15 protein-coding genes are annotated in these 19,005 nt (G+C 65.1%); 9 read left to right on the top strand and 6 right to left on the bottom strand.

Annotation, left to right across the window (positions count from 1 at the left end):
* The first annotated feature begins 50 nt into the window (after positions 1 to 50).
* Genes FHW97_RS06180 through FHW97_RS06170 form a run of 3 tightly spaced genes read left to right on the top strand, consistent with a single transcriptional unit; the run spans position 51 to position 3,000 of the window.
* Complete coding sequence (locus FHW97_RS06180) at positions 51 to 1,601, top strand: tryptophan halogenase family protein (protein WP_171798399.1); 1,551 nt, start codon at positions 51 to 53, stop codon at positions 1,599 to 1,601.
* A 21-nt stretch (positions 1,602 to 1,622) separates the two neighbouring features.
* Positions 1,623 to 2,339, top strand: a complete 717-nt coding sequence (locus FHW97_RS06175) for a SapC family protein (RefSeq protein ID WP_022675901.1) — start codon at positions 1,623 to 1,625, stop codon at positions 2,337 to 2,339.
* A gap of 10 nt (positions 2,340 to 2,349) precedes the next feature.
* Positions 2,350 to 3,000 carry a DUF6445 family protein gene (locus FHW97_RS06170; RefSeq protein ID WP_370525332.1) on the top strand — a complete coding sequence of 217 codons (651 nt, stop codon included), beginning with the start codon at positions 2,350 to 2,352 and terminating at the stop codon, positions 2,998 to 3,000.
* Positions 3,001 to 3,017: 17 nt separating this feature from the next.
* Here FHW97_RS06170 and chrA read toward each other — a convergent pair whose 3' ends face one another.
* Positions 3,018 to 4,328, bottom strand: a complete 1,311-nt coding sequence (gene chrA / locus FHW97_RS06165) for a chromate efflux transporter (RefSeq protein ID WP_171798398.1) — start codon at positions 4,326 to 4,328, stop codon at positions 3,018 to 3,020.
* Between the two features lie 144 nt (positions 4,329 to 4,472).
* Positions 4,473 to 5,141 carry a hypothetical protein gene (locus FHW97_RS06160; protein ID WP_171798397.1) on the bottom strand — a complete coding sequence of 223 codons (669 nt, stop codon included), beginning with the start codon at positions 5,139 to 5,141 and terminating at the stop codon, positions 4,473 to 4,475.
* Positions 5,142 to 5,280: 139 nt separating this feature from the next.
* Between FHW97_RS06160 and FHW97_RS06155 the strand changes: the two genes are divergently transcribed.
* The 3 genes from FHW97_RS06155 to FHW97_RS06145 all read left to right on the top strand — a co-directional run bounded on the left by FHW97_RS06155 (position 5,281) and on the right by FHW97_RS06145 (position 9,294).
* Positions 5,281 to 6,525: a GTP-binding protein gene (locus FHW97_RS06155; protein WP_253941622.1), complete on the top strand. Its 1,245-nt coding sequence runs from the start codon at positions 5,281 to 5,283 to the stop codon at positions 6,523 to 6,525.
* A 149-nt stretch (positions 6,526 to 6,674) separates the two neighbouring features.
* Positions 6,675 to 7,373, top strand: coding sequence for a VIT family protein (locus FHW97_RS06150; RefSeq protein ID WP_168350964.1), 699 nt, complete (start codon positions 6,675 to 6,677; stop codon positions 7,371 to 7,373).
* A gap of 190 nt (positions 7,374 to 7,563) precedes the next feature.
* Entirely contained in the window at positions 7,564 to 9,294 is a 1,731-nt protein-coding gene (locus FHW97_RS06145; protein ID WP_171798396.1) for a phospholipase D-like domain-containing protein, read from the top strand.
* Between the two features lie 22 nt (positions 9,295 to 9,316).
* Here the strand turns inward: FHW97_RS06145 and FHW97_RS06140 are convergent, their stop codons facing one another.
* Both FHW97_RS06140 and FHW97_RS06135 read right to left on the bottom strand, forming a co-directional pair.
* Positions 9,317 to 9,931, bottom strand: coding sequence for a response regulator transcription factor (locus FHW97_RS06140; protein ID WP_054131177.1), 615 nt, complete (start codon positions 9,929 to 9,931; stop codon positions 9,317 to 9,319).
* Positions 9,931 to 11,301 (bottom strand): histidine kinase, encoded by a 1,371-nt coding sequence (locus tag FHW97_RS06135; protein ID WP_171798395.1) that lies wholly within the window; start codon positions 11,299 to 11,301, stop codon positions 9,931 to 9,933. The genes FHW97_RS06140 and FHW97_RS06135 overlap by 1 nt, the downstream gene beginning before the upstream one ends.
* A gap of 159 nt (positions 11,302 to 11,460) precedes the next feature.
* Here FHW97_RS06135 and FHW97_RS06130 point away from each other — a divergent pair, with 159 nt between their 5' ends.
* Positions 11,461 to 13,659, top strand: a complete 2,199-nt coding sequence (locus FHW97_RS06130; protein ID WP_171792191.1) for a TonB-dependent receptor — start codon at positions 11,461 to 11,463, stop codon at positions 13,657 to 13,659.
* A gap of 48 nt (positions 13,660 to 13,707) precedes the next feature.
* Here the strand turns inward: FHW97_RS06130 and FHW97_RS06125 are convergent, their stop codons facing one another.
* Complete coding sequence (locus FHW97_RS06125; RefSeq protein ID WP_171798394.1) at positions 13,708 to 14,658, bottom strand: NAD-dependent epimerase/dehydratase family protein; 951 nt, start codon at positions 14,656 to 14,658, stop codon at positions 13,708 to 13,710.
* Between the two features lie 90 nt (positions 14,659 to 14,748).
* Between FHW97_RS06125 and FHW97_RS06120 the strand changes: the two genes are divergently transcribed.
* The gene (locus FHW97_RS06120) at positions 14,749 to 15,654 is read left to right on the top strand and encodes a LysR family transcriptional regulator (protein WP_062784553.1); all 906 of its coding nucleotides are present in this window, start codon (positions 14,749 to 14,751) and stop codon (positions 15,652 to 15,654) included.
* On the opposite strand, the gene FHW97_RS06115 is transcribed toward FHW97_RS06120, so the two are convergent.
* Entirely contained in the window at positions 15,633 to 16,796 is a 1,164-nt protein-coding gene (locus tag FHW97_RS06115) for a PepSY domain-containing protein (protein ID WP_171798393.1), read from the bottom strand. The genes FHW97_RS06120 and FHW97_RS06115 overlap by 22 nt on opposite strands.
* An 86-nt stretch (positions 16,797 to 16,882) precedes the next feature.
* Here FHW97_RS06115 and FHW97_RS06110 point away from each other — a divergent pair, with 86 nt between their 5' ends.
* Positions 16,883 to 18,994 (top strand): TonB-dependent siderophore receptor, encoded by a 2,112-nt coding sequence (locus FHW97_RS06110; protein WP_171798392.1) that lies wholly within the window; start codon positions 16,883 to 16,885, stop codon positions 18,992 to 18,994.
* Positions 18,995 to 19,005: the final 11 nt, after the last annotated feature.

Raw genomic sequence — 19,005 nt, 5'->3', positions numbered from 1 at the left:
CGCCCCTCCTGCCCGGGAAACCGGGCACACACGACGGGAGATACATGGCAATGTCCGGCACGTCGCCCCGCGCGATCCGTTCGGTCTGCATCGTTGGCGGCGGATCGGCCGGCTGGCTCACCGCCGGGCTGATCGCCGCACGCCATGGGCGCGATCTTGCGGTCACGCTGGTCGAAAGCGTCTCGCGCGGCACGATCGGCGTGGGCGAAGGCACTTGGCCAACCATGCGCAACACCTTGCGCAAGATCGGCATTGCCGAAACCGATTTCATGCGCGCGTGCCATGCCTCGTTCAAGCAAGGCGCCAAGTTCGCCCGCTGGCGCACCGGCGCGGCGGATGATTTCTACTATCACCCGCTGGTCTTGCCCGAAGGGTTTCCCGATCTTGACCTCGCGCCCTATTGGAACAGTGCCGCCCAGGGCAACGGCAATGGCGGGCCTTCGTTTTCCGATGCCGTTTGTTTTCAGGAATACCTGTGCGAACAGGGCCTTGCGCCCAAGCTGATGACCTCGCCCGATTACGCCGGCATTGCCAACTATGCCTATCATCTCGATGCGGTGAAGCTGGGTGAGCTTCTTGCCACGCATTGCACCGGCAAGCTGGGCGTCAACCACATCGATGACGAGATCGTGGGCGTCACGCGGCGCGACGATGGCGATATCGCTGCCGTCATCGGCCGCGACAGCGGCACGATCGCGGCAGACCTGTTTGTCGATTGCACCGGCTTTGCTTCTCGCCTGCTGGGCGAGGCACTGGAGGTGCCGTTCATCGATCGATCCGATGTGCTGTTCATCGATCGCGCCTTGGCCGTGCAACTGCCGGTAGAGGAAGACAGCCCGATCGCTTCGCACACCATTTCCACCGCGCAAAAGCATGGCTGGATCTGGGACATCGGCCTGCCCACCCGGCGCGGCATCGGCTATGTCTATTCCAGCCGCCACGCTGGCGCCGATCGCGCCGAGGAAGAACTCGCCGCCTATGTCGGCCCCGGTTTTGCCAGGCTGACCCCGCGCGAAATCCCGATCCGTTCGGGCCATCGCGCCCAGTTCTGGAAGAACAACGTGGTCGCGGTGGGCCTCGCGGCCGGTTTTCTCGAACCGCTTGAAGCATCGGCCCTGGTGCTGATCGAGCTATCGGCCGATTACATCGCCACCAGCATGCCCGCCACGCGCCAGGCGATGGACTTTGTCGCCCGCCGCTTCAACAGCATGACGCGCTATCGCTGGGATCGCATCATCGAGTTCCTCAAGCTGCACTATGTGCTGTCCGAACGCAGCGACACGGCATTCTGGCGCGACAACCGCGATCCCGCCACGATCCCGCAAGACCTGCAGGATCAGCTCGAACTCTGGCGCGACACGCCCCCTGGCGAGCACGACTTTGCCAGTGCGCACGAGATGTTCCCCGCTGCCAGCTATCAATACGTGCTCTATGGCATGGGTTTCCGCACCCGGCCCCGCGCCGGCCAACTGGCGCAGCGTGACATGGCCGACGATGCCTTTGCCCGCACCGCTGCGATGAAGCGCAAGCTTGGCCAGATGATGCCCACCAACCGCGCCCTGCTCGACAAGCTGGCGCAGCACCGCTTTCCGCCGCTCTGAGCCGAGACGAGACGAACCACGATGAAGCTTGCGCAACTCACCCGCACCGACCACGCCGATCTCCGCATCGATCCCGCGCGCGCGGCGGCCAGCGCCGCCACCGTTCACCTCGTGCCGTTGGTAGCCGACGAAATCCGCACCGTGGCGCGCCAGTTCCCGGTGTTTCTGGCCAAGGACGGGGAAACCGGCGCGTTCTATCCTGCCGCGCTGATGGGGCTTGAGCCGCACGAAAACCTGTTCTGGAACGGCAGCACGATCGATGCCGATGTCCTGCCGCTCAACCTGCTGCGCCTGCCGTTCTTCGTGGGTGGCGAAGGGGCCGAGGCAGTGATCTGCATCGATACCGAAAGCCCCGCGATCGATCCGGCCGGCCCCTGCCCGATCGTCACCGCCGAGGGCGGCGAAAGCGACTATTTCCGTTCGGTCCAGGCGATCCTGGGCCGCCTGGTGCAAGGCCAGGAGCCCACGCGCCGGCTGGTTGATCTGATGCTCGAACACAAGGTCGTGCGCGAGTTCAAGCTGGACCTGGCGTTTCACGACGGCAGTACCAGCCTGCTGACGGGCCTTTACGGCATAGACGAGGTTGCGCTCGGCCGCGCCCGCGATGGCATTGCCGATTTCGCCGATCTGATGATCATGGCCGCAATGTGCCTGTCGCAAGACCATGTCGGCGCGCTGGTCCGCCGCCGCAATGCCCGCTTGGCGGCGCAGGCCGACTGGTTCACACCGGGCGCCTGAGAGACCGCCGGTGCCGGTCCAGCCCCCGATCCGCATGGGCCGCGAGGCTGTCCCGCTGTGGATCATCGACGATGCCCATCCCGCGCCGCAGGCACTCCACGCTGCAGCCGCCGCAGCCAGCCTGGCCGCCACCACGGACGACCTTTACCCCGGCGTGCGCGCGCCAGCGCCGGCGGCCTGGACAGACTGGCTCAATCGCGCAGTCCAGGCCTGGCCCGGCCTGGAGCAGGCGCGCGCGCTGCGCGCCGATTTCGCCATTGCCACGCGCGATCCGGCGGCGCTTGCCCCGGTGCAGCGCATCCCGCACTTTGACGATGCGGACGAGACGATCATGGCCGTGGTGCACTATCTGTGCCATCCGCCCCATGGCGGCACCAGCTTTCACCGTCATCGCGCCACCGGGTTCGAACGGGTAACCAAGGCACGCGCGCCGGCCTGGCGCCAGGCGCTGGCCGCCGATGCGGCAAGGCACGGCCTGCCGCCCGCGGCCTATCACACCAACGACACCGCCATGTTCGAACGGATCGGCGCTGCCGCGCTGCGCCACAACCGGCTGATCGTCTATCCTGCCAACTGCCTGCACTGCGGCGACGTGGCCGGATCATGGGCGGGTGGTGACCGCCTGACAATCACTGCCCTGCTGCGGATCGATCCGGTTTAGCCTGGCCCCCTGGCCAATCAGGCGAGAGAGAGCAGCCATCCGCCGAGCCCGGCGACGCCCAGGGTGGCGGCGACGTTCCATTTGCGGCTCAAAATCAGCCAGGCAGAAGCCGCCGCCAGCAAACCGGCCCGCACGTCAAAGCTGCTCAGAACCGGCACGTTCAGCGCCAAGGGCCCGATCCGCACCGGGCGCAGCACCGCAAACAGCACCTGCAGCGCGAACCACGCACTCAGGTTGGCGATCACGCCGACGATGGCCGACGTGATCAACGCCAGCGCTCCCTTGAGCAAGCGCGCATGTTCGAGCCGCTCTATCCACGGCGCCAGGGCGAAGACCCACAGAAAGCATGGGGCAAAGGTGACCCAGGTGGTCAACCCCGCGCCCAGTATCCCGGCGAGCAGCGGCGTGAACGGCGCCGGCGCGCGAAAGGCCGCCAGATAGCCGACGAACTGGGTAACCATGATCAGTGGACCGGGGGTGGTTTCTGCCAGGCCCAGCCCGTCGGCCATCTCGGCCGCGCTCAACCAGTGCTGCGCGCCAACGGCCTGCTGCGCCATGTAGGCCAGCACGGCGTAGGCACCACCAAAGGTCACGACGGCAAGCTTGGAAAAGAACAGGCCGATGCGCCACAGCACATGGTGCGGCCCCAACAGGGCGAGAACCGCGATCATCGGCGCTGCCCAGGCGGCGGCGCCGATGGCGATCGACCACAGGCTATGCGCCCAGGGACGCGGCGAATGGGGCGGCAACGGCGCTGCCGTTCCCAGTCCCAGCCAGGCGGGCCGATAGCGCGCCACCACCGCGCCCAGGCCGCCGCACCCGATCACGACAAGGGGAAACGGTGCGTTGAACAGGAACAGCGCCAGAAACGCCAGCGCGGCGACCGCCTTGCGAAACGGCGTGCCGAGCGCCCGCCCGGCAACGCGGGCCAAGGCCTGCAGCACGATCGCCAGCACGGCCGCCTTGATCCCCAGGAACACTGCCGCAAACCACGCCAATCCGGCGGCCGAGGCATAGAAGATGGACAGCGCCAGGATTACCAGCGCCCCGGGGATCACGAACAGCAAGCCGGCGGCCAGTCCGCCGCGAATGCCGTGCAGCTTCCACCCGATCCAGATCGCCAGTTGCTGCGCCTCGGGCCCGGGCAGCAGATGGCAGAAATTGAGCGCGTGCAGATACTGATCCTGGCTGATCCACTTGCGCTGCTCGACCAGTTCACGGTGCATCAGCGCGATCTGCCCGGCCGGCCCGCCAAAGCTGAGGCAACCGATCCGCGCCGCCACGCGCACCAGTTCATGGAAATCAGGAGGAGAAGACGTCTCGTTCATGGCCCGGCCAACACCTTTTGCGCCCACGGAACCGCAGGCGAGCGAAAGGCAACGCTTGGGCTCGCGCCTGACCGGGAGGTCGCACGGCCCCGGTTGCCTTGGCCTAATCCATGGGTTCGGCCAAGACAACCGGGGCTGCAAAGGTCAGGGCTTTTTCGGTGCCACCGCCTCACCAATCTCATGCGCCTTGCGGCCCACGATCGCGTCAGACTGGCGCGCTGCATCGAGGAACATCTCTTGCGATGCCACGGCATAGTTGCAGCCCACGAACAGACTGTCGCTCGGCGCCGACTGCGGCACGTCGCCACCAAAGGCCTTGGCCAGCATGGCCGCCATGGCATTGCCGGTCGGTTCGAACGCGCCCAGCATCGGCCCGCTTTCGGGATCGATGAAATGGTAATACTGCTCGGTCGCCTTGATCGGCGCACGCTCCAGGTGGTGTGCCGCGATAAACGCCTCGGCCTTTTTGCGCGGCCACAGCGTTACCACCCAGTTCTGCAGGAAATAGACGCGGTCGACCGGCTCGCCCAGCAGCATCGCCGGCTTAGCCAGGGTATAGCCGTATAGGCCGAGCATGCCCTCGGTCTGCTTGTCATCCTTGATTTCGTGCATCCACGGCGGCGCATCTCCAGCCAGGAACAGCGCCCCGGCAAACGCCTCGAGCGCATCGCGCGATCGGCATGACAGCGCATCGCCCAAGGTTTGCGGGGTAAGCGGAACGTCGCCATCGGCAGTTTGGGCCTGCACCGGGACAGGCGCAAACCCGGCAAGCAGGAGAGACAACGCGGCGGCAAGATAAGGCATCCGTTTCATCGGGTTAGTTTGGCGATGGCGACGGCGATAGGCAAGTGGGCACCGCCACCATTCACCGAGCCCTGGCCACAAACCACGCTTGCGTCCCTGCGAAATAACCTGGATGATACATTATATCATGATTCGCAGGACAGGAACGATGATCGATCCCACCGCTATGCCGCCCGTCGTTGACTCCCGCCTTCCCGTCACCGTGCTGTCGGGCTTCCTTGGTGCGGGCAAGACTACGCTGCTCAACCACATCCTCGCCAACCGCGCCGGTCTGCGCGTTGCCGTCATCGTCAACGACATGTCGGAAGTGAACATTGATGCCGACCTGGTGCGTGGCGGTGAGGCGGCGCTGTCGCGCAGCGAGGAAGCGCTGGTCGAAATGACCAACGGCTGCATCTGCTGCACCTTGCGTGATGATCTGCTCCACGAAGTGCGGGCGCTGGCGCAAGCCGGGCGGTTCGATTACCTGGTGATCGAAAGCACGGGCATTTCCGAACCGCTGCCGGTTGCCTCTACCTTCTCGTTCCGTGACGAGGCCGGCATGTGCCTGGGTGACGTGGCGCGGCTCGATACCATGGTTACGGTGGTCGATGCCGTCAACCTGCTCAAGGATTACGCCAGCCAGGATTTCCTGGCCGACCGCGGGGAGGCGCTGGGCGACGAGGATGACCGCAGCCTGGTGGGCCTGTTGGTTGAGCAGATCGAATTTGCCGACGTGGTGGTCATCAACAAGGCGTCGGCCGTGACACAGGATCATCTACAACTGGTGTGCAAGCTGGTGGCAAGCCTCAATGCCGATGCCCGCATCCGCATGTGCGATCATGGCCGGATCGAACTTGCCGATATTCTCGCCACGGGGCTATTCGACGAAGAAAAGGCGGCGCAGCATCCGCTGTGGGCCAAGGAACTCTATGGCTATGCCAGCCACGTTCCCGAAACCCAGGAATACGGCATCGAAAGCTTCGTCTATCGCGCACGCCAACCGTTCGATCCCGCCAGCTTCCACGCCTTTCTGACCACCAACGGCCTCGATCAGGTGGTGCGCGCCAAAGGCCATTTCTGGCTGGCTACCAGGCCGGATTGGGTCGGTGAACTGGCCGTGGCCGGCAGCCAGACGATGACCGCGCGGATGGGCCGCTGGTGGGGCAGCATTCCCAAACAGCAATGGCCTGCCGACGATCGCTTCGAACAGTTTGTTGCGCAGCATTGGCATGCGCAGTGGGGGGATCGACGCCAGGAACTCGTGTTCATCGGCATCGGCATGGACGAGGCCCGCATCCGCCGCGATCTTGATGCATGCCTGGTCCCGGCTCAGGCCTTCACCCCGGATGCATGGGCAACGCTGCCCGATCCCTTTCCCGCCTGGGGGGAAACCATGGCCATGGCCGATTAAGCCCTGCCCCGCGCCACAATTGGGGCGTGACAGCAGCCTGGAACGGCGACAAGGTAAGGGCGTTTTCCCGCCTATTGCCGTGTGCCGCTCGCGTCTGTCCAGGCATTGCGCAGGGCAACCTTGCTGACAAAGGAAACGTACCTGTGGCGATGACCAAGCAAGCCGGCCGCGAATATCATCTCGTCGACCGGATCGGATGGCTGCGCGCCGCAGTGCTGGGCGCCAACGATGGCATTCTTTCCACGTCCAGCCTGATCCTGGGCGTCGCTGCGGCCGGCGGCACGCGGTCCAGCGTGCTGATTGCAGCGCTGGCGGCCTTGGTCGCGGGGGCGATGTCGATGGCTGCGGGCGAATATGTCTCGGTCAGTTCGCAGCACGATACCGAGCAGGCCGACCTGGCGCGCGAACGGGCCGAACTGGCCGCAGACTTTTCCGGCGAACTGGAAGAACTGGCCGGCATCTATCGCGGGCGCGGCATCGATGACGCAACGGCGCATATCATCGCCCGCGAACTGATGGCCAAGGACGCTCTCGCCGCGCATGCCCGCGACGAACTGGGCATCACCGTTGCCAATACGGCCCGGCCGATCCAGGCCGCATTCACCTCGGCAGCAACGTTCACCTTTGGCGCCGCCATGCCGGTGCTGATCGCGGCGATCGCGCCTCGTGCCTGGCTGATCCCGATCGAAATCGTCGGCTCGCTGCTGTTCCTGGCCGTGCTCGGTGCAATCGGTGCCGTCACCGGCGGCGCCAATGTATGGCGCGCCACGGCCCGCGTCACGTTCTGGGGGGCGCTGGCGCTGGCCGTTACGGCGGGTATCGGCCGGCTGGTGGGCACAGTAGTCTAAGCGCGTCAGCAGCGCGGGGCTGTGATGAAAAGGTGACGATTACCTGACCAGTCGTTCCGGTCAAAATCAATGCATTGATCAATACATTCCACGCCGGCGCTATTTATCGCCCCATATTTCCAGATTCATGATATTCTGATTCGCGATCTGAATATTACTGTGGACTGCGAATAGGGTGGGGGGACAGGGCATGCGGGTCACTACGGAAACGGGATTTCTTCGACTGCGGGCCATTTCCGGCACGCGCGTGGTCTTGCTGGCGATCGATATTGCCGAGCAGGCGCGCGACGGACTGCTGGGCTTTGCCATTGCCCGGCTGGAAAACGGGGAACCGGTCTGGCTGCAAGGGCGCAAGGTCTTTGCCAGCGTGGAGCCAAACCCCGATCCGGCCGAAAGCTATCCCAGCAACCGCTACCCGATCCAAAGCCTGATCTGGTCAGACTTCAACGCCGCCCCCGGCCAGGACATCACCTATCGGGTGCATCCGGTGTATGGACCGGTGGCGGCCGTCACACTGGGCGATGCTGCCGAGATTACGATAACGACGATTGACCCGACGGCCGGCGCCCACGGCATCTATTTCAATTTTGGTGCAGTCGCCTCCCAGGCGTTTGCCGAAACCTTCCACAACCAGAAGCCGCAGGACGAGGACGATCCCGCCGACCGCGAGGTGCAGTGGCTTTCGCGGGGGGCGTTGCAGGCGGCGCTGGATTTCATCGCCAAGGCGGCAGACGGGGATTCCCTGCGCGTTGCGGCCTATGAATTCACCTATACCCCCATCCTCAAGGCGCTGCGCGCGGCGGCCGCGCGCGGTGTGAACGTGCGCATCGTGCACGAGGCGGGAACCGAACTTGACGAAAAGACCCACACACAAGTGCCGACAAGCGCAACAACGACCGCCAAGAACGCGATCGAACGGCTCGGCCTGGCCAACCAGCCCAACCTGCGGCTCATCAAGCGCACGCGCCGCCGCAATATCCCGCACAACAAGTTCATCGTGTGGCTGCGCGGCGGGGAAGCCGTGGAAGTGCTCGCCGGATCGGCAAATTTCACCGCCTCGGGCTTCATCGGCCAGACCAACGTGGTCCATATCGTGCGCAACCGCGATGTCGCGCAAGACTACCTCGATTACTGGACCGAGCTGTCGAAAGATCCGACAACGCCGGAACTTTCCACCTGGACCCAGGCCAAGACGCCACAGGACGATCTCGATGCGCTGACGGCACCGCCTGGCATCACCACGTTCTTCTCCCCACGCAAGAACGACGTGATGCTTGCCTGGTATGCCGATCAGATTGCCGCCGCGACCGGCACGGTCATGTTCACCGCCGCGTTCGGCGTGAACAAGCTGCTCGCCGCGCAGTTCGGTATCGATCGGCCATTCGTGCGCTTCATCCTGCTGGAGGATGAGCCGGACAAGCTGCTGAAAGCCAAGATGGCGCAAGACCGTGACGTGGTGGCGGCCTATGGGTCCATCCTGGGTGACTATGCCAAGAGCAAGAAGGTGTTCCCACCCTCAAGCCTCGACGCGTGGTTCCTCAAGGAAGAGTTGTTCCGCAAGCAGGGACACGTGTTCTTCATCCACACCAAGTTCCTGCTGATCAATCCCTTGGGAGACAATCCGCTGGTTTGCACCGGATCGGCCAATTTTTCGACATCATCGCTGGAAGCCAACGACGAGAACATGCTGCTGATCCGCGGTGATACCGATGTGGCCGACGTCTACCTGACGGAATTCGACCGGATCTTCCGCCACTTCTATGCCCGTCAAGTAATCGACCGCCTCGCTGCCGAAGGCAAGCCGCTGACCGAAGCCAAGTTCCTGGACGAAAGCGACGGCTGGCTGGGCGAGTATACCCAGCCCGGGCGCCTCAAGACCAATCGCCAGCGGCTGTTCTTTCCCAACTGGCCAGGGCGCTGAACCGTGCCACGCTCTGGCAGCTTCAGGACAGGCCGGCTTCCAGCGCGATGCGCAGCAGATCGGCGGTGCGCACCACGCCCAGCTTGCTTTTGATCAGGCTGCAGTTGTTGGCGATCGTCTTGTATCCCAGCCCGAGGATATCGGCGATTTCGCTCAGGCTGCGCCCGGCGGCCAGGTGGCGGAGAATTTCCAGGTCGCGCGGCGCCAGTTGTGCCAGGGTCGTGGCCGGGACATAGGCCTGGGTCACCAGTTCCTGGGCGATTGCCTGTTCGACATAGCGTTCCCCCGCCGCCACCTTGCGAATGGCGAGCAGCAGTTCATCGGGCGACGCATTCTTGCTGACATAGCCCTGCGCCCCGGCGTTGAGCGCCCGCGCCACATAAAGTGGGTCGGCGTGCATCGACAGCACGAGGATCGGCGTGGCGCCGATCTGGCGGTGGCGAGCGACCAGTTCGATCCCGCCGAGTTCCGGCAGGTTGAGATCAAGGATCACCAGGTCGAGCGTGTTGGCCCGCGCGATTGCCAGCCCGTCGCGCCCGGTCGCCGCCTCGAACACCTGTGTGCCCGGCGTCATCATCAGCATGCGGCCAAGTCCGGCCCGCACGATCGCGTGATCATCAACCAGCAGAATGTTCATCACGCCTGCTCCTGCCCGTTTGCCGCCGGCACTGCGTGGATCTGGCACGGCAGTTGCGCACGCACCAGCCACACCGCCGCAGCGGCTTCGCGTCCATAGGCCAGTTGCCCCCCATGGGCTTCCACCCGCTCGCGCATGCCCAGCAGGCCCAACCCGCCACTGCGCGATGCATCGGGCGCGGCCTGCGGTACGCCGTCGTTTTCGATCCGCACGGTCAAGCGATCCGGTGCTTCGTGTGCGAGCGTGATGGCAATGCCGGCGGGCCGGGCATGGCGCATGGCATTGCTCAAGGCCTCCTGCACCACGCGGTAGGCGACCTCGGCCGTGCTTTCATCCAATGCGGTTTCGGGCAGATCGAGCGCGAAGGCTATGTCCCCGCGCCGTCCTGCCCAGAACGCCACGAGATCCTTGATCGCCGCCGCCAGGCCAAATTCGGTAAGCCGCGCCGGTCGCAACCAGCCGAGCAGGTCTCGCACCTGCCCCTGCATATGCACCACCGCCTGCTGGATTTCCTGGGCATGGCGGATCGCCTCTGCGGGCTTGCCCGCTTCACACAGCTGCGCCAGCAGTGCGGCATCGAGGCCCACGGCAAACAGGCGCGGGCCGATCTCGTCGTGCAGGTCCCGCGCGATTTCGGCGCGCTCTTCCTCTTGCAGGCGGACGATCTGGTCGCCCAACTGGCGGTTGCGCCGCATCGTTGCTGCCAGTTGCCCGGTCATCGCATTGAACCCGCGCTGCAACAGGCGCAATTCCGGTGGCCCCGCCTCTGGCACGGCGGCGGCATAATCGCCCTGCCCCACCTTGGCGAACTGTTCACCCAGCAAGACCAGCGGGCGCAGCCCCGCCCCCACCGCCAGCCAGATCAGCACGCCACCGATCAGGGCAACCCCGGCGATCACCTTGAGCATGGTGAATGCCTCGTTCCAGGCCGATCGCGCATCAGACTGCGGCGTGGGCGTCAGGACCAGGCGCAGGCCTGGTGCCAGACCCTGTCCCTGCGCGTCGGGAATGGGCAAGACAACCGCAGCCGCCTCCACTTCCACAAGACGGCCAAACCAGGCTGGCGGTGGCGCCTCTCCACTGGGACGCGAGGTGAGCAGGGCCTGTCCCTGCCGATCGACCACCGCCATGCGCACATGCCGATTGCCATCGAAGGCGTGGACGAGTTGCCGCAGATCGCGGAGCGAATGATCGGAGCGAGGCAGATCTTCGAACGTGCCGCTGGCGGTTTGCCGCGCGCCCGCCATCGCCGCGCGCAGTTCGGCAGCCAGTTCCTGGCGAACCTGATAGCCCACCAGCAGCGCGCACAGCGTCAGGCTGGAAGCCAGCACCAGGGTGATAAGCAGGATGACGCGCAGACGCAGAGACATGGTCCACGCCGCCTAGCACAATCCGCGCGATGGCAAGGCCTGCAAACGCGATCGGGAATTTTTCCCGGGAAAATCGGGAAAGGCTGCCATGTTCGCCTTGCAGCGCCCCCGCTAACCACCCTGGCAAGAACACGAGACCTTTCCAGGGATATTGAAACCATGCTTTCGCGTCAGGCCCTTCGCACCTGCTTTCTGGCCTCTACCGGTCTCTATGCCGCCTTTGCCGCCCCGGCCGCGTTTGCCGAAAGCGACGCCGCGCCCCCTTCCGAAATCGTCGTGACCGCCCAGCGGCTCAACGATGCGCGCGAAAGCATCAAGACCAGCCTGGGCGCATCGACCTATACGCTGGACCAGAAGGCGATCCAGAACCTGCCCGGCGCCGATAACCAGCCGATCCAGGATATCATCCTGCAAATGCCCGGTGTCAGCCAGGACCAGTTCGGCCAGTTCCACGTGCGCGATGAACACAACGGCGTGCAATACCGCATCAACGGCGTGATCATTCCCGAAAGCATCGCGGTGTTCGGCCAGATGCTCTCACCCCGCCTGGTCGACAAGATCAGCCTGGTGACCGGCACCCTGCCCGCGCAATATGGCCTGCGCACCGGCGGCATTATCGATATCACTACCAAGTCTGGCCTCAAGGACGGCACCACGGTCAGTGTCTATGGTGGCAGCCAGGGCACGATCGAACCCAGCGTGCAGATCGCCGGCAGTTCCGGCGCAACCAGCTGGTTCGCTTCGGGCGACTACAAGCATTCCGACCTGGGCATCGAAAACGTTAACGGCAACCGCAGCGCCATTCACGACCAGACCGACCAGTTCAACGGCTTTGGCTACATCGACCATATCCTGGGCGCCAACGACCGCATCGCGCTGACCGGTGGCTATACCAACCAGGCCTATCAGATCCCCAATCCCGCCGGGCTGGTGGGCGGACAGACCGATGGCAATGGCAATCCGGTGTCAGTCAACGGGCAGACCAGCTTCAACAGCGAAAACCTCAACGAACGGCAGTTGCAGACCTTCGGGTTTGGCGCGCTGTCGTGGCTGCATGCCGCCGGCCCGTTCTCGTTCCAGGCCTCGGCCATCGGCCGCGTGGCGACCCTCACCTATCGGCCAGACTATACCGGCGAACTGCTGTTCAATGGTGAGGCGCAGTATGCCAACAAGAAGGACACGACTTTCGCGTTCCAGGTCGATAGCGCCTACAAGCTGTCGGAACAGCACACGCTGCGCGCCGGGCTGCTGTTCGAGCACGACCGTTCGACCAGCAGCACCAACACCAACGTGTTCCCGACCACCGGCGATACGTTCGATCCCACCCAGCCCGACCAGGGATGGCAGCAAGGCGCGATCCTGGCCAACGCCCAGCCGATCTCGCTGCCGTTCGCGATCGGCGTTACCCAGCGCACCTATAGCGCCTATCTTCAGGACGAATGGCACATCACGCCGCATTTCGTGCTGAACTATGGCGCACGGTTCGATGAAAACGACGGCCCGCGCAACGAGCGGCAGCTTTCCCCGCGGGCAAACATGGTATGGACGCCGGGTCATGGGCTGACAGTGCATGCCGGCTATGCCCGCTACTTTTCGCCGGCGCCATTCGAACTCATTGCCGACAGCAACCTGGCACAGGTCTACAACACCACCGCCTCGCCCAACGTGCGGACCAACAACACCACCTATGCCCAGCGCGAAAACTACTGGGATGCGGGTTTCGAGCAGAAGATCGGCAACTTCACGCTGGGCCTGGATGGCTATCTGCGCCGGTCCACCCACCTAGTTGACGAAGGCCAGTTCGGCGCGCCGATCATCCTGACCCCGTTCAACTATGCGCGTGGGCGCATCTTCGGCACGGAGCTGACGCTGAACTACAGCCACGGCGGCTTCAACGCCTATGGCAACATCGCCTATGCCAAGGCCCAGGGCACCGACATCGTGTCCAACGAATACAACTTTGCCGCTGCCGACCTTGCCTATATCGCCAACCACTACATCTACCTCGATCACAACCAGACCTGGTCGGGATCGGCCGGCGCCTCCTACAATTGGCGCGATGGCGCCCTGGCCGGCTCGCGCGTCAGCGCCAGCGCCGTCCTGGGCTCTGGCCTGCGCAGCGACCTGGTCTTGGCCGATGGCAGCACCGTCCCCAACGGCGCCTCGCTGCCATCCTATGTCACGTTCAATCTTTCGGCCGGCCACAAGTTTGGCGACAGCGGGTTTGACGTGCGGGTGGATGTGCAGAACCTGTTCGACCACGTCTATGAAATCCGCGACGGGACCGGCGTGGGTGTCGGGGCGCCCTCATTCGGGGCGCGGCGCGGCATTTTCGTAGGCATCAGCAAGAGCTTCTGATCCCGGCGTTGCCCCGGCGCTTGATCGGGGCAACGCTGCCGTGGCGGATCAGGGCATGCAGCCCAGCGCGGCGAGCGTGGCGCGCACGGCTTGGGGAAGCGGCGTGTGCGGCTCTTCGCCCAGCAGCGCGATCAGTTGGGCATTGTCCAGCCGCACCGGCTGCTGCCAAAGATAGCGCATCTCCATCAATTCGCGTGGCATCTGCGCAAATGGGGCGGCCAGGCGCAGCGCCCACCACGGGAACGGAGCAATCCGCACCTTTGGCGCGCCCAGCGCCTCGGCAATGGCCTCTACCATCGCGGTGCCCGTGCCGTCCCAGTGCCCACCCATGTGATAGTTGGCAAAGGCCGGCACCTGATCATGCTCCACCAGGCGGACCATGGTTTCGGCCACATCGGGAAGATAGCCCCAGAGATGCCCCACGCCGCGCGTGGCGGGATTGCGGATAATCCGCGGACGGGCGCCCGGCGTGATCAGGCCTTGGGCAAACCAGCTGTTGGCCGCGCCTGGGCCAAAGAAATCGCCGGCCCGCACGATCAACGCGCGAACGTCTCCAGCATCGGCCGCAGCGCGCAGCCGGCGCTCCATCTCAACCCTGATCGCGCCCTTGCGCGTGACGGCATGCTGCGGCGCGGTTTCAGCGATCAGCGGGAAGCTGTCAGGGCCATAGTTGTAGATGGTGCCCGGCAGCAAAATCTGCGCGCGGTTGACCCGCGCCGCGGCAATGGTGTTGTCCAGCATCGGCAAGACCACGGTGTCCCAGTTGCGGTAGCCGGGCGGATTGACGGCGTGCACGATAACCCTTGCGCCCTCTGCCGCCGCCGCAACCGCCGCCCGATCCATGGCATCGCCGATCACCGCCGCTACGCCCTGCGGCACCCGGTGTGCGCTGTGCGCCCGCACCAGTGCGCGCACGCTCCACCCGCGTTCCACCAGCCGCCGGGCCACGGCGCCGCCGATGCCCCCCGTCACGCCCAAAACCAGCGCAATCCGTTCCATGTCGCTCTCCTGTGTTGATAGCGACAGGATTGGCGGAAGAGCACGATCCATGAAATTGACTGAATGCGGCAAGCGGCTATACGGAAATAGATGAACCGAGAGCCAAGCTGGGATATCTACCGCACCTTCGCCGCCGTGCTTCGCGAAGGCTCGCTCTCGGCGGCGGCGCGGGCCCTGGGGCTAACCCAGCCCAGCGTCGCCCGCCATATCGAGGCACTGGAACAGGCGGTGGGTGGCACCTTGTTCCTGCGCTCGCAACGCGGCCTTTCGCCCACCGATCGGGCCATTGCTCTGCAACCCTATGCGGAAGCCATGCTGGCCACCTCGGCCGCGCTGCTGCGCACCGCAACCGCCGGCGCAGACGCGATTGCCGGAACGGTCCGGATTACCGCCAGCGAGGTGGTGGCGGCCGAGCATCTGCCACCGGTGCTCACCATGCTGCGCCAACGTTACCGGGAACTCAGCATCGAATTGGTGGCAAGTGACGCGATCGGTGACCTGCTGCAACGCCATGCCGATATCGCCATCCGCATGGTCGCCCCGACGCAACAGGCCCTGCTCGCGCGCAAGCTCGGCGCGCTGGAACTCGGGCTCTATGCCCATGCCGACTATCTCGCTCGGCATGGCCAACCCAAGGTCATTGCCGATCTGGCACGCCATGACCTGATCGGGGTCGACAGCATTGGCGATCTGTCCCGCGCGGTGCTCGACGCCTTGCCGGGTCTGGAGCACAGCGATTTCGCGCTGCGGATCGACAACGCACTGGTGCAACTCGCCGCGATCCGCGCGGGCTTTGGCATTGGCATCTGCCAGGTGGCCGTGGCCGCGCGCGATGCCGCGTTGATCCGTGTACTGCCCGATGCGTTTTCGTTCGATCTGCCGCTGTGGGTCGTCATGCACGAAGACTTACGATCCAGCGCCCGCCATCGCGCCGTGTTCGACGCCCTGGTGGAAAGTCTGGCGGCAGCAGGGCCTCAGGGCGTTGCGATTGGCTGAACTGAGGCGACGCGGCGTGCCCGCCCCTTCCGCTTCATGCGGCGACGGGCGAGGTAGAACCACACGCCGCTGATCGCAAAGAAGGGCAGGCTAAGGCTGGTCACGAACAGCACGATCCGACCGGCCAGGCCAAAGAACGCGCCGCGGTGGATTTCGAACATGCTGGCGACGATGACAGCACCGCTTGGCCGTTGCGCGGCAAAATCGGTGGCCAGAACCTTGCCGGTCGCCCCGTCGATCGTCACGGCATCATCCGCCCGGTTGTGCCGCGCCGCCACGGGCAGCGCGCGATAGCGCAAGGCAGCACCGTTTTCCGGCACGATCAGCATGATCCGCTGATAGGAATGACCTGCGGTTGCCGCGTCCAACCCCTGCCAAGCCAGGGCGAAATCAGGTTTGCCGCGCGCCTTGGCCTTCTCGGCCTGCTCTGCGCCCAACAGGCGCTGAACCCCGCCACGATACCAATCGAACGACCACCACAGCCCGGTCAGCGCGCTGAGCAGATAGACCGCCATCATCAGCCCGCCGAGCAGCAGGTGTACCTCGCGCCACCACCAGCGGCCCTTTCGCCCCGGCGGAATGGTCAACCACGCGCGCCAGTCACGCGGCTTGGTCGGCCAGCGCAGATAGAGCCCACCCAGCGCCAGCACGATCAGCGCGATCGCCGCGCTACCGGTCACGATCCGCCCCCAACCCTTGCCATTGCCCGGCATCGCCAGCCAACGGTGCACCCGCTCTACCGTATCGAACAGCGCAGCAGCGGGCAGCGGCCCCAGAATGCGCCCGTCACGGCGGTCCAGCAGCACGGTTTCACGCTCTTTGGCCCCAGCTGCCTTGTCAACATAGCTGATCCGCGCCGGCACGGTGGGATCGCTGTCCACCTCGAACCGCGCGATCGCCTTGCCCGGCTGCGCCAGTGCGGCGCGTTGCAGCAAGACCGCTGGGGCCAGCACCGCCTCACCCGCGCGCAGGGGCAGCGGCGCGATCAGCCGCGCCTGGATGTCGTCCTGGAAAGACAGCATGGCACCTGTCGCGCCCATCACGGCCAGGACCAGCCCAAGGCTGAGCCCCAGCCAGCTATGCAGCCGTTGCAGCCATTTGCGCAGGGCGATGGTGCCGGGTGGGCGAATCGTCGGTCTCATTGCGATCAATTATTGCAAACCAATATCAATATCAATTAGGGCAGCTGTGAATTCCACCCGAGGGATTCGCCAAGGGGACCTGTATCATGCTGTTTCTGCTCGCGTCGGCGGCCGCCGCAAGCGTCGCCGCCGCCACCGCTGCTCCCGCTCCTGCTGCGCCGGATGGCGAGGCCCCCCAAGCCGAACGCCAGCTCGACGAAGAGATCGTGGTGACCGGGCGGCAAGAAGCGCCCTATCGCGCGCAGGTGGTGCAGGTGGGCGCGTTCCGCAATCAATCCGCGCTCGATACGCCGGCCAATGTCGCGGTGATCACCCGCGCCATGCTGGATGACCAGGGCGCCAAGGGCCTCGACGATGCCTTGCGCAACACGCCGGGCATTACCCAGCAATCGACCAGCCCGACCACGAGCAACAACTTTGCCGCGCGCGGCGTGCTGCTCAACGCGCGCACCAACTACCGCCTCAACGGCGCGTTGCAGATCATCAATCTTGGCCCGATCCCGGTGGAAAACAAGCAGCGCGTCGAACTGCTCAAGGGCGTTTCCGCGCTCTATTACGGGCTCAGCACGCCCTCAGGCATCGTCAACGTGGTAACCAAGCGCGCTGGCGATCGCCCGGTGACGAGCCTCTATGTCGATGGCGATGTGGAAGGCAGCGTGGGCGGCGGGTTCGACATCGGCCGCAAGGTGGGCGCAGGTGATGCCATCGGCATCCGCATCAACGCCTATGGCTCGCACATCGAAACACCGATCGATGGGGTCAACGGCTATCGCTATCTCGCCAGCGGGGCGTTTGATTGGCAGGCAAGCGATCGGCTGTCGTTCAAGCTCGATGTCGAGCACTATCGCCGCGCAACCGATGAACCGGGCGGCATTACCCTGCCCACCGCGGTCAACGGCGTGATCACCTTGCCCGCGATCCCCAGCCCGCATAACCGCTATGCCCCGGTCAACGCACCCTATCGCACCTGGGTGACCAACGCCCTGGGCCGCATGGATTATCGGCTGGCCGGCACGTGGTCGGTGCGCGTCGAAGGCGGCTATGCCAACACCCGCCGCCAGCGCATGATCGCCAATATCGGCAAAACCAACCTGGTGACCGGCGCCGGCACGATCGCGGCGACCTACACCCCCGATCAGGAATACGCCAATCTCTATTGGCGGGCGGAACTGGCCGGCGAGGCGCAAACCCTGGGCATCCGCCACGAACTGCTGCTGGGCTATGCCCGCAACCGACAGGTGCAGGAAGACCAGCACCCGCAAAGCTATGCCGCGGTAAAACAAAACCTCTATGCGCCGCTGGCCCTGCCGCTGTCGGCACTTACCCCCACCACCGTGCGGCTTACCGCCGGCAGCGTGAACATCGATACCGGTCTCTATGCGATGGACCAGGCGCATATCGGTGAAAAACTGCTGGTGATCGCGGGCGTGCGCCACGTGGACTATCGCACCCGCACCACCAGCACCGATTTTGCCCTGCGCACCTGGACACCCACCGGAGCACTGGTGCTGCGCCCCACGCCCAAGACCAGTCTGTACTTCAGCTATATCGAGGGGCTGGAAAGCGCCGGCACCGCGCCCGATGGCACGACCAATGCCGGCAGCGTCCTGCCCGCAGTGCGCAGCCGGCAGCTGGAACTGGGCGCGCGGGCCGAAGCGGGCGGCATGCTGCTGTCGCTCGGCTGGTTCCGCATCAACCGCGGCCTTGCCTATACCGATCTGGCCACCAACACCTATGTCGTCAACGGTCGTGCCCTGCACCAGGGGATCGAGGCATCGGTCCAGGGAACGATCGTGCCGACCGTAGCGGTGGCGCTGGCCGGGCAATATCTGGTCGCCCGCCAGCGGCAGACCGGGGTGGCCGCGCAAGACGGCAAGCTGGTGGACAACGCGCCGCGCTGGTCAGGCTCGGCCTTCGTCAACTGGCAGCCCGTCGGTGCGCTGCCGCTGGGGCTGAACGCGGGCGTCTACTACACCGGCAAGCGCTTTACCGACGTGCTCAACCAGGGCGTGCTGCCTGCCTATGCCACGCTCAGCCTTGGCGCCAGCTATCGGCTGGCCCTCGCGGCGGGCCGCACGATGACGCTGCGCGCCAATGCCGACAACGTGACCAACACGCGCTATTGGGCCACCGGCGGCAGCACGCTTTATGTCGGCGCGGCGCGGACACTGCGCCTCTCTGCCGCCGTAAGCTTTTGAACGCGCTCCAG

This window comes from Novosphingobium sp. SG754 (assembly GCF_013149315.1).
Classification (GTDB): Bacteria; Pseudomonadota; Alphaproteobacteria; order Sphingomonadales; family Sphingomonadaceae; genus Novosphingobium; species Novosphingobium capsulatum.
The sequence above is the reverse complement of the archived record's forward strand: the minus strand, read 5'-3'. Positions and strand labels throughout refer to the sequence as shown.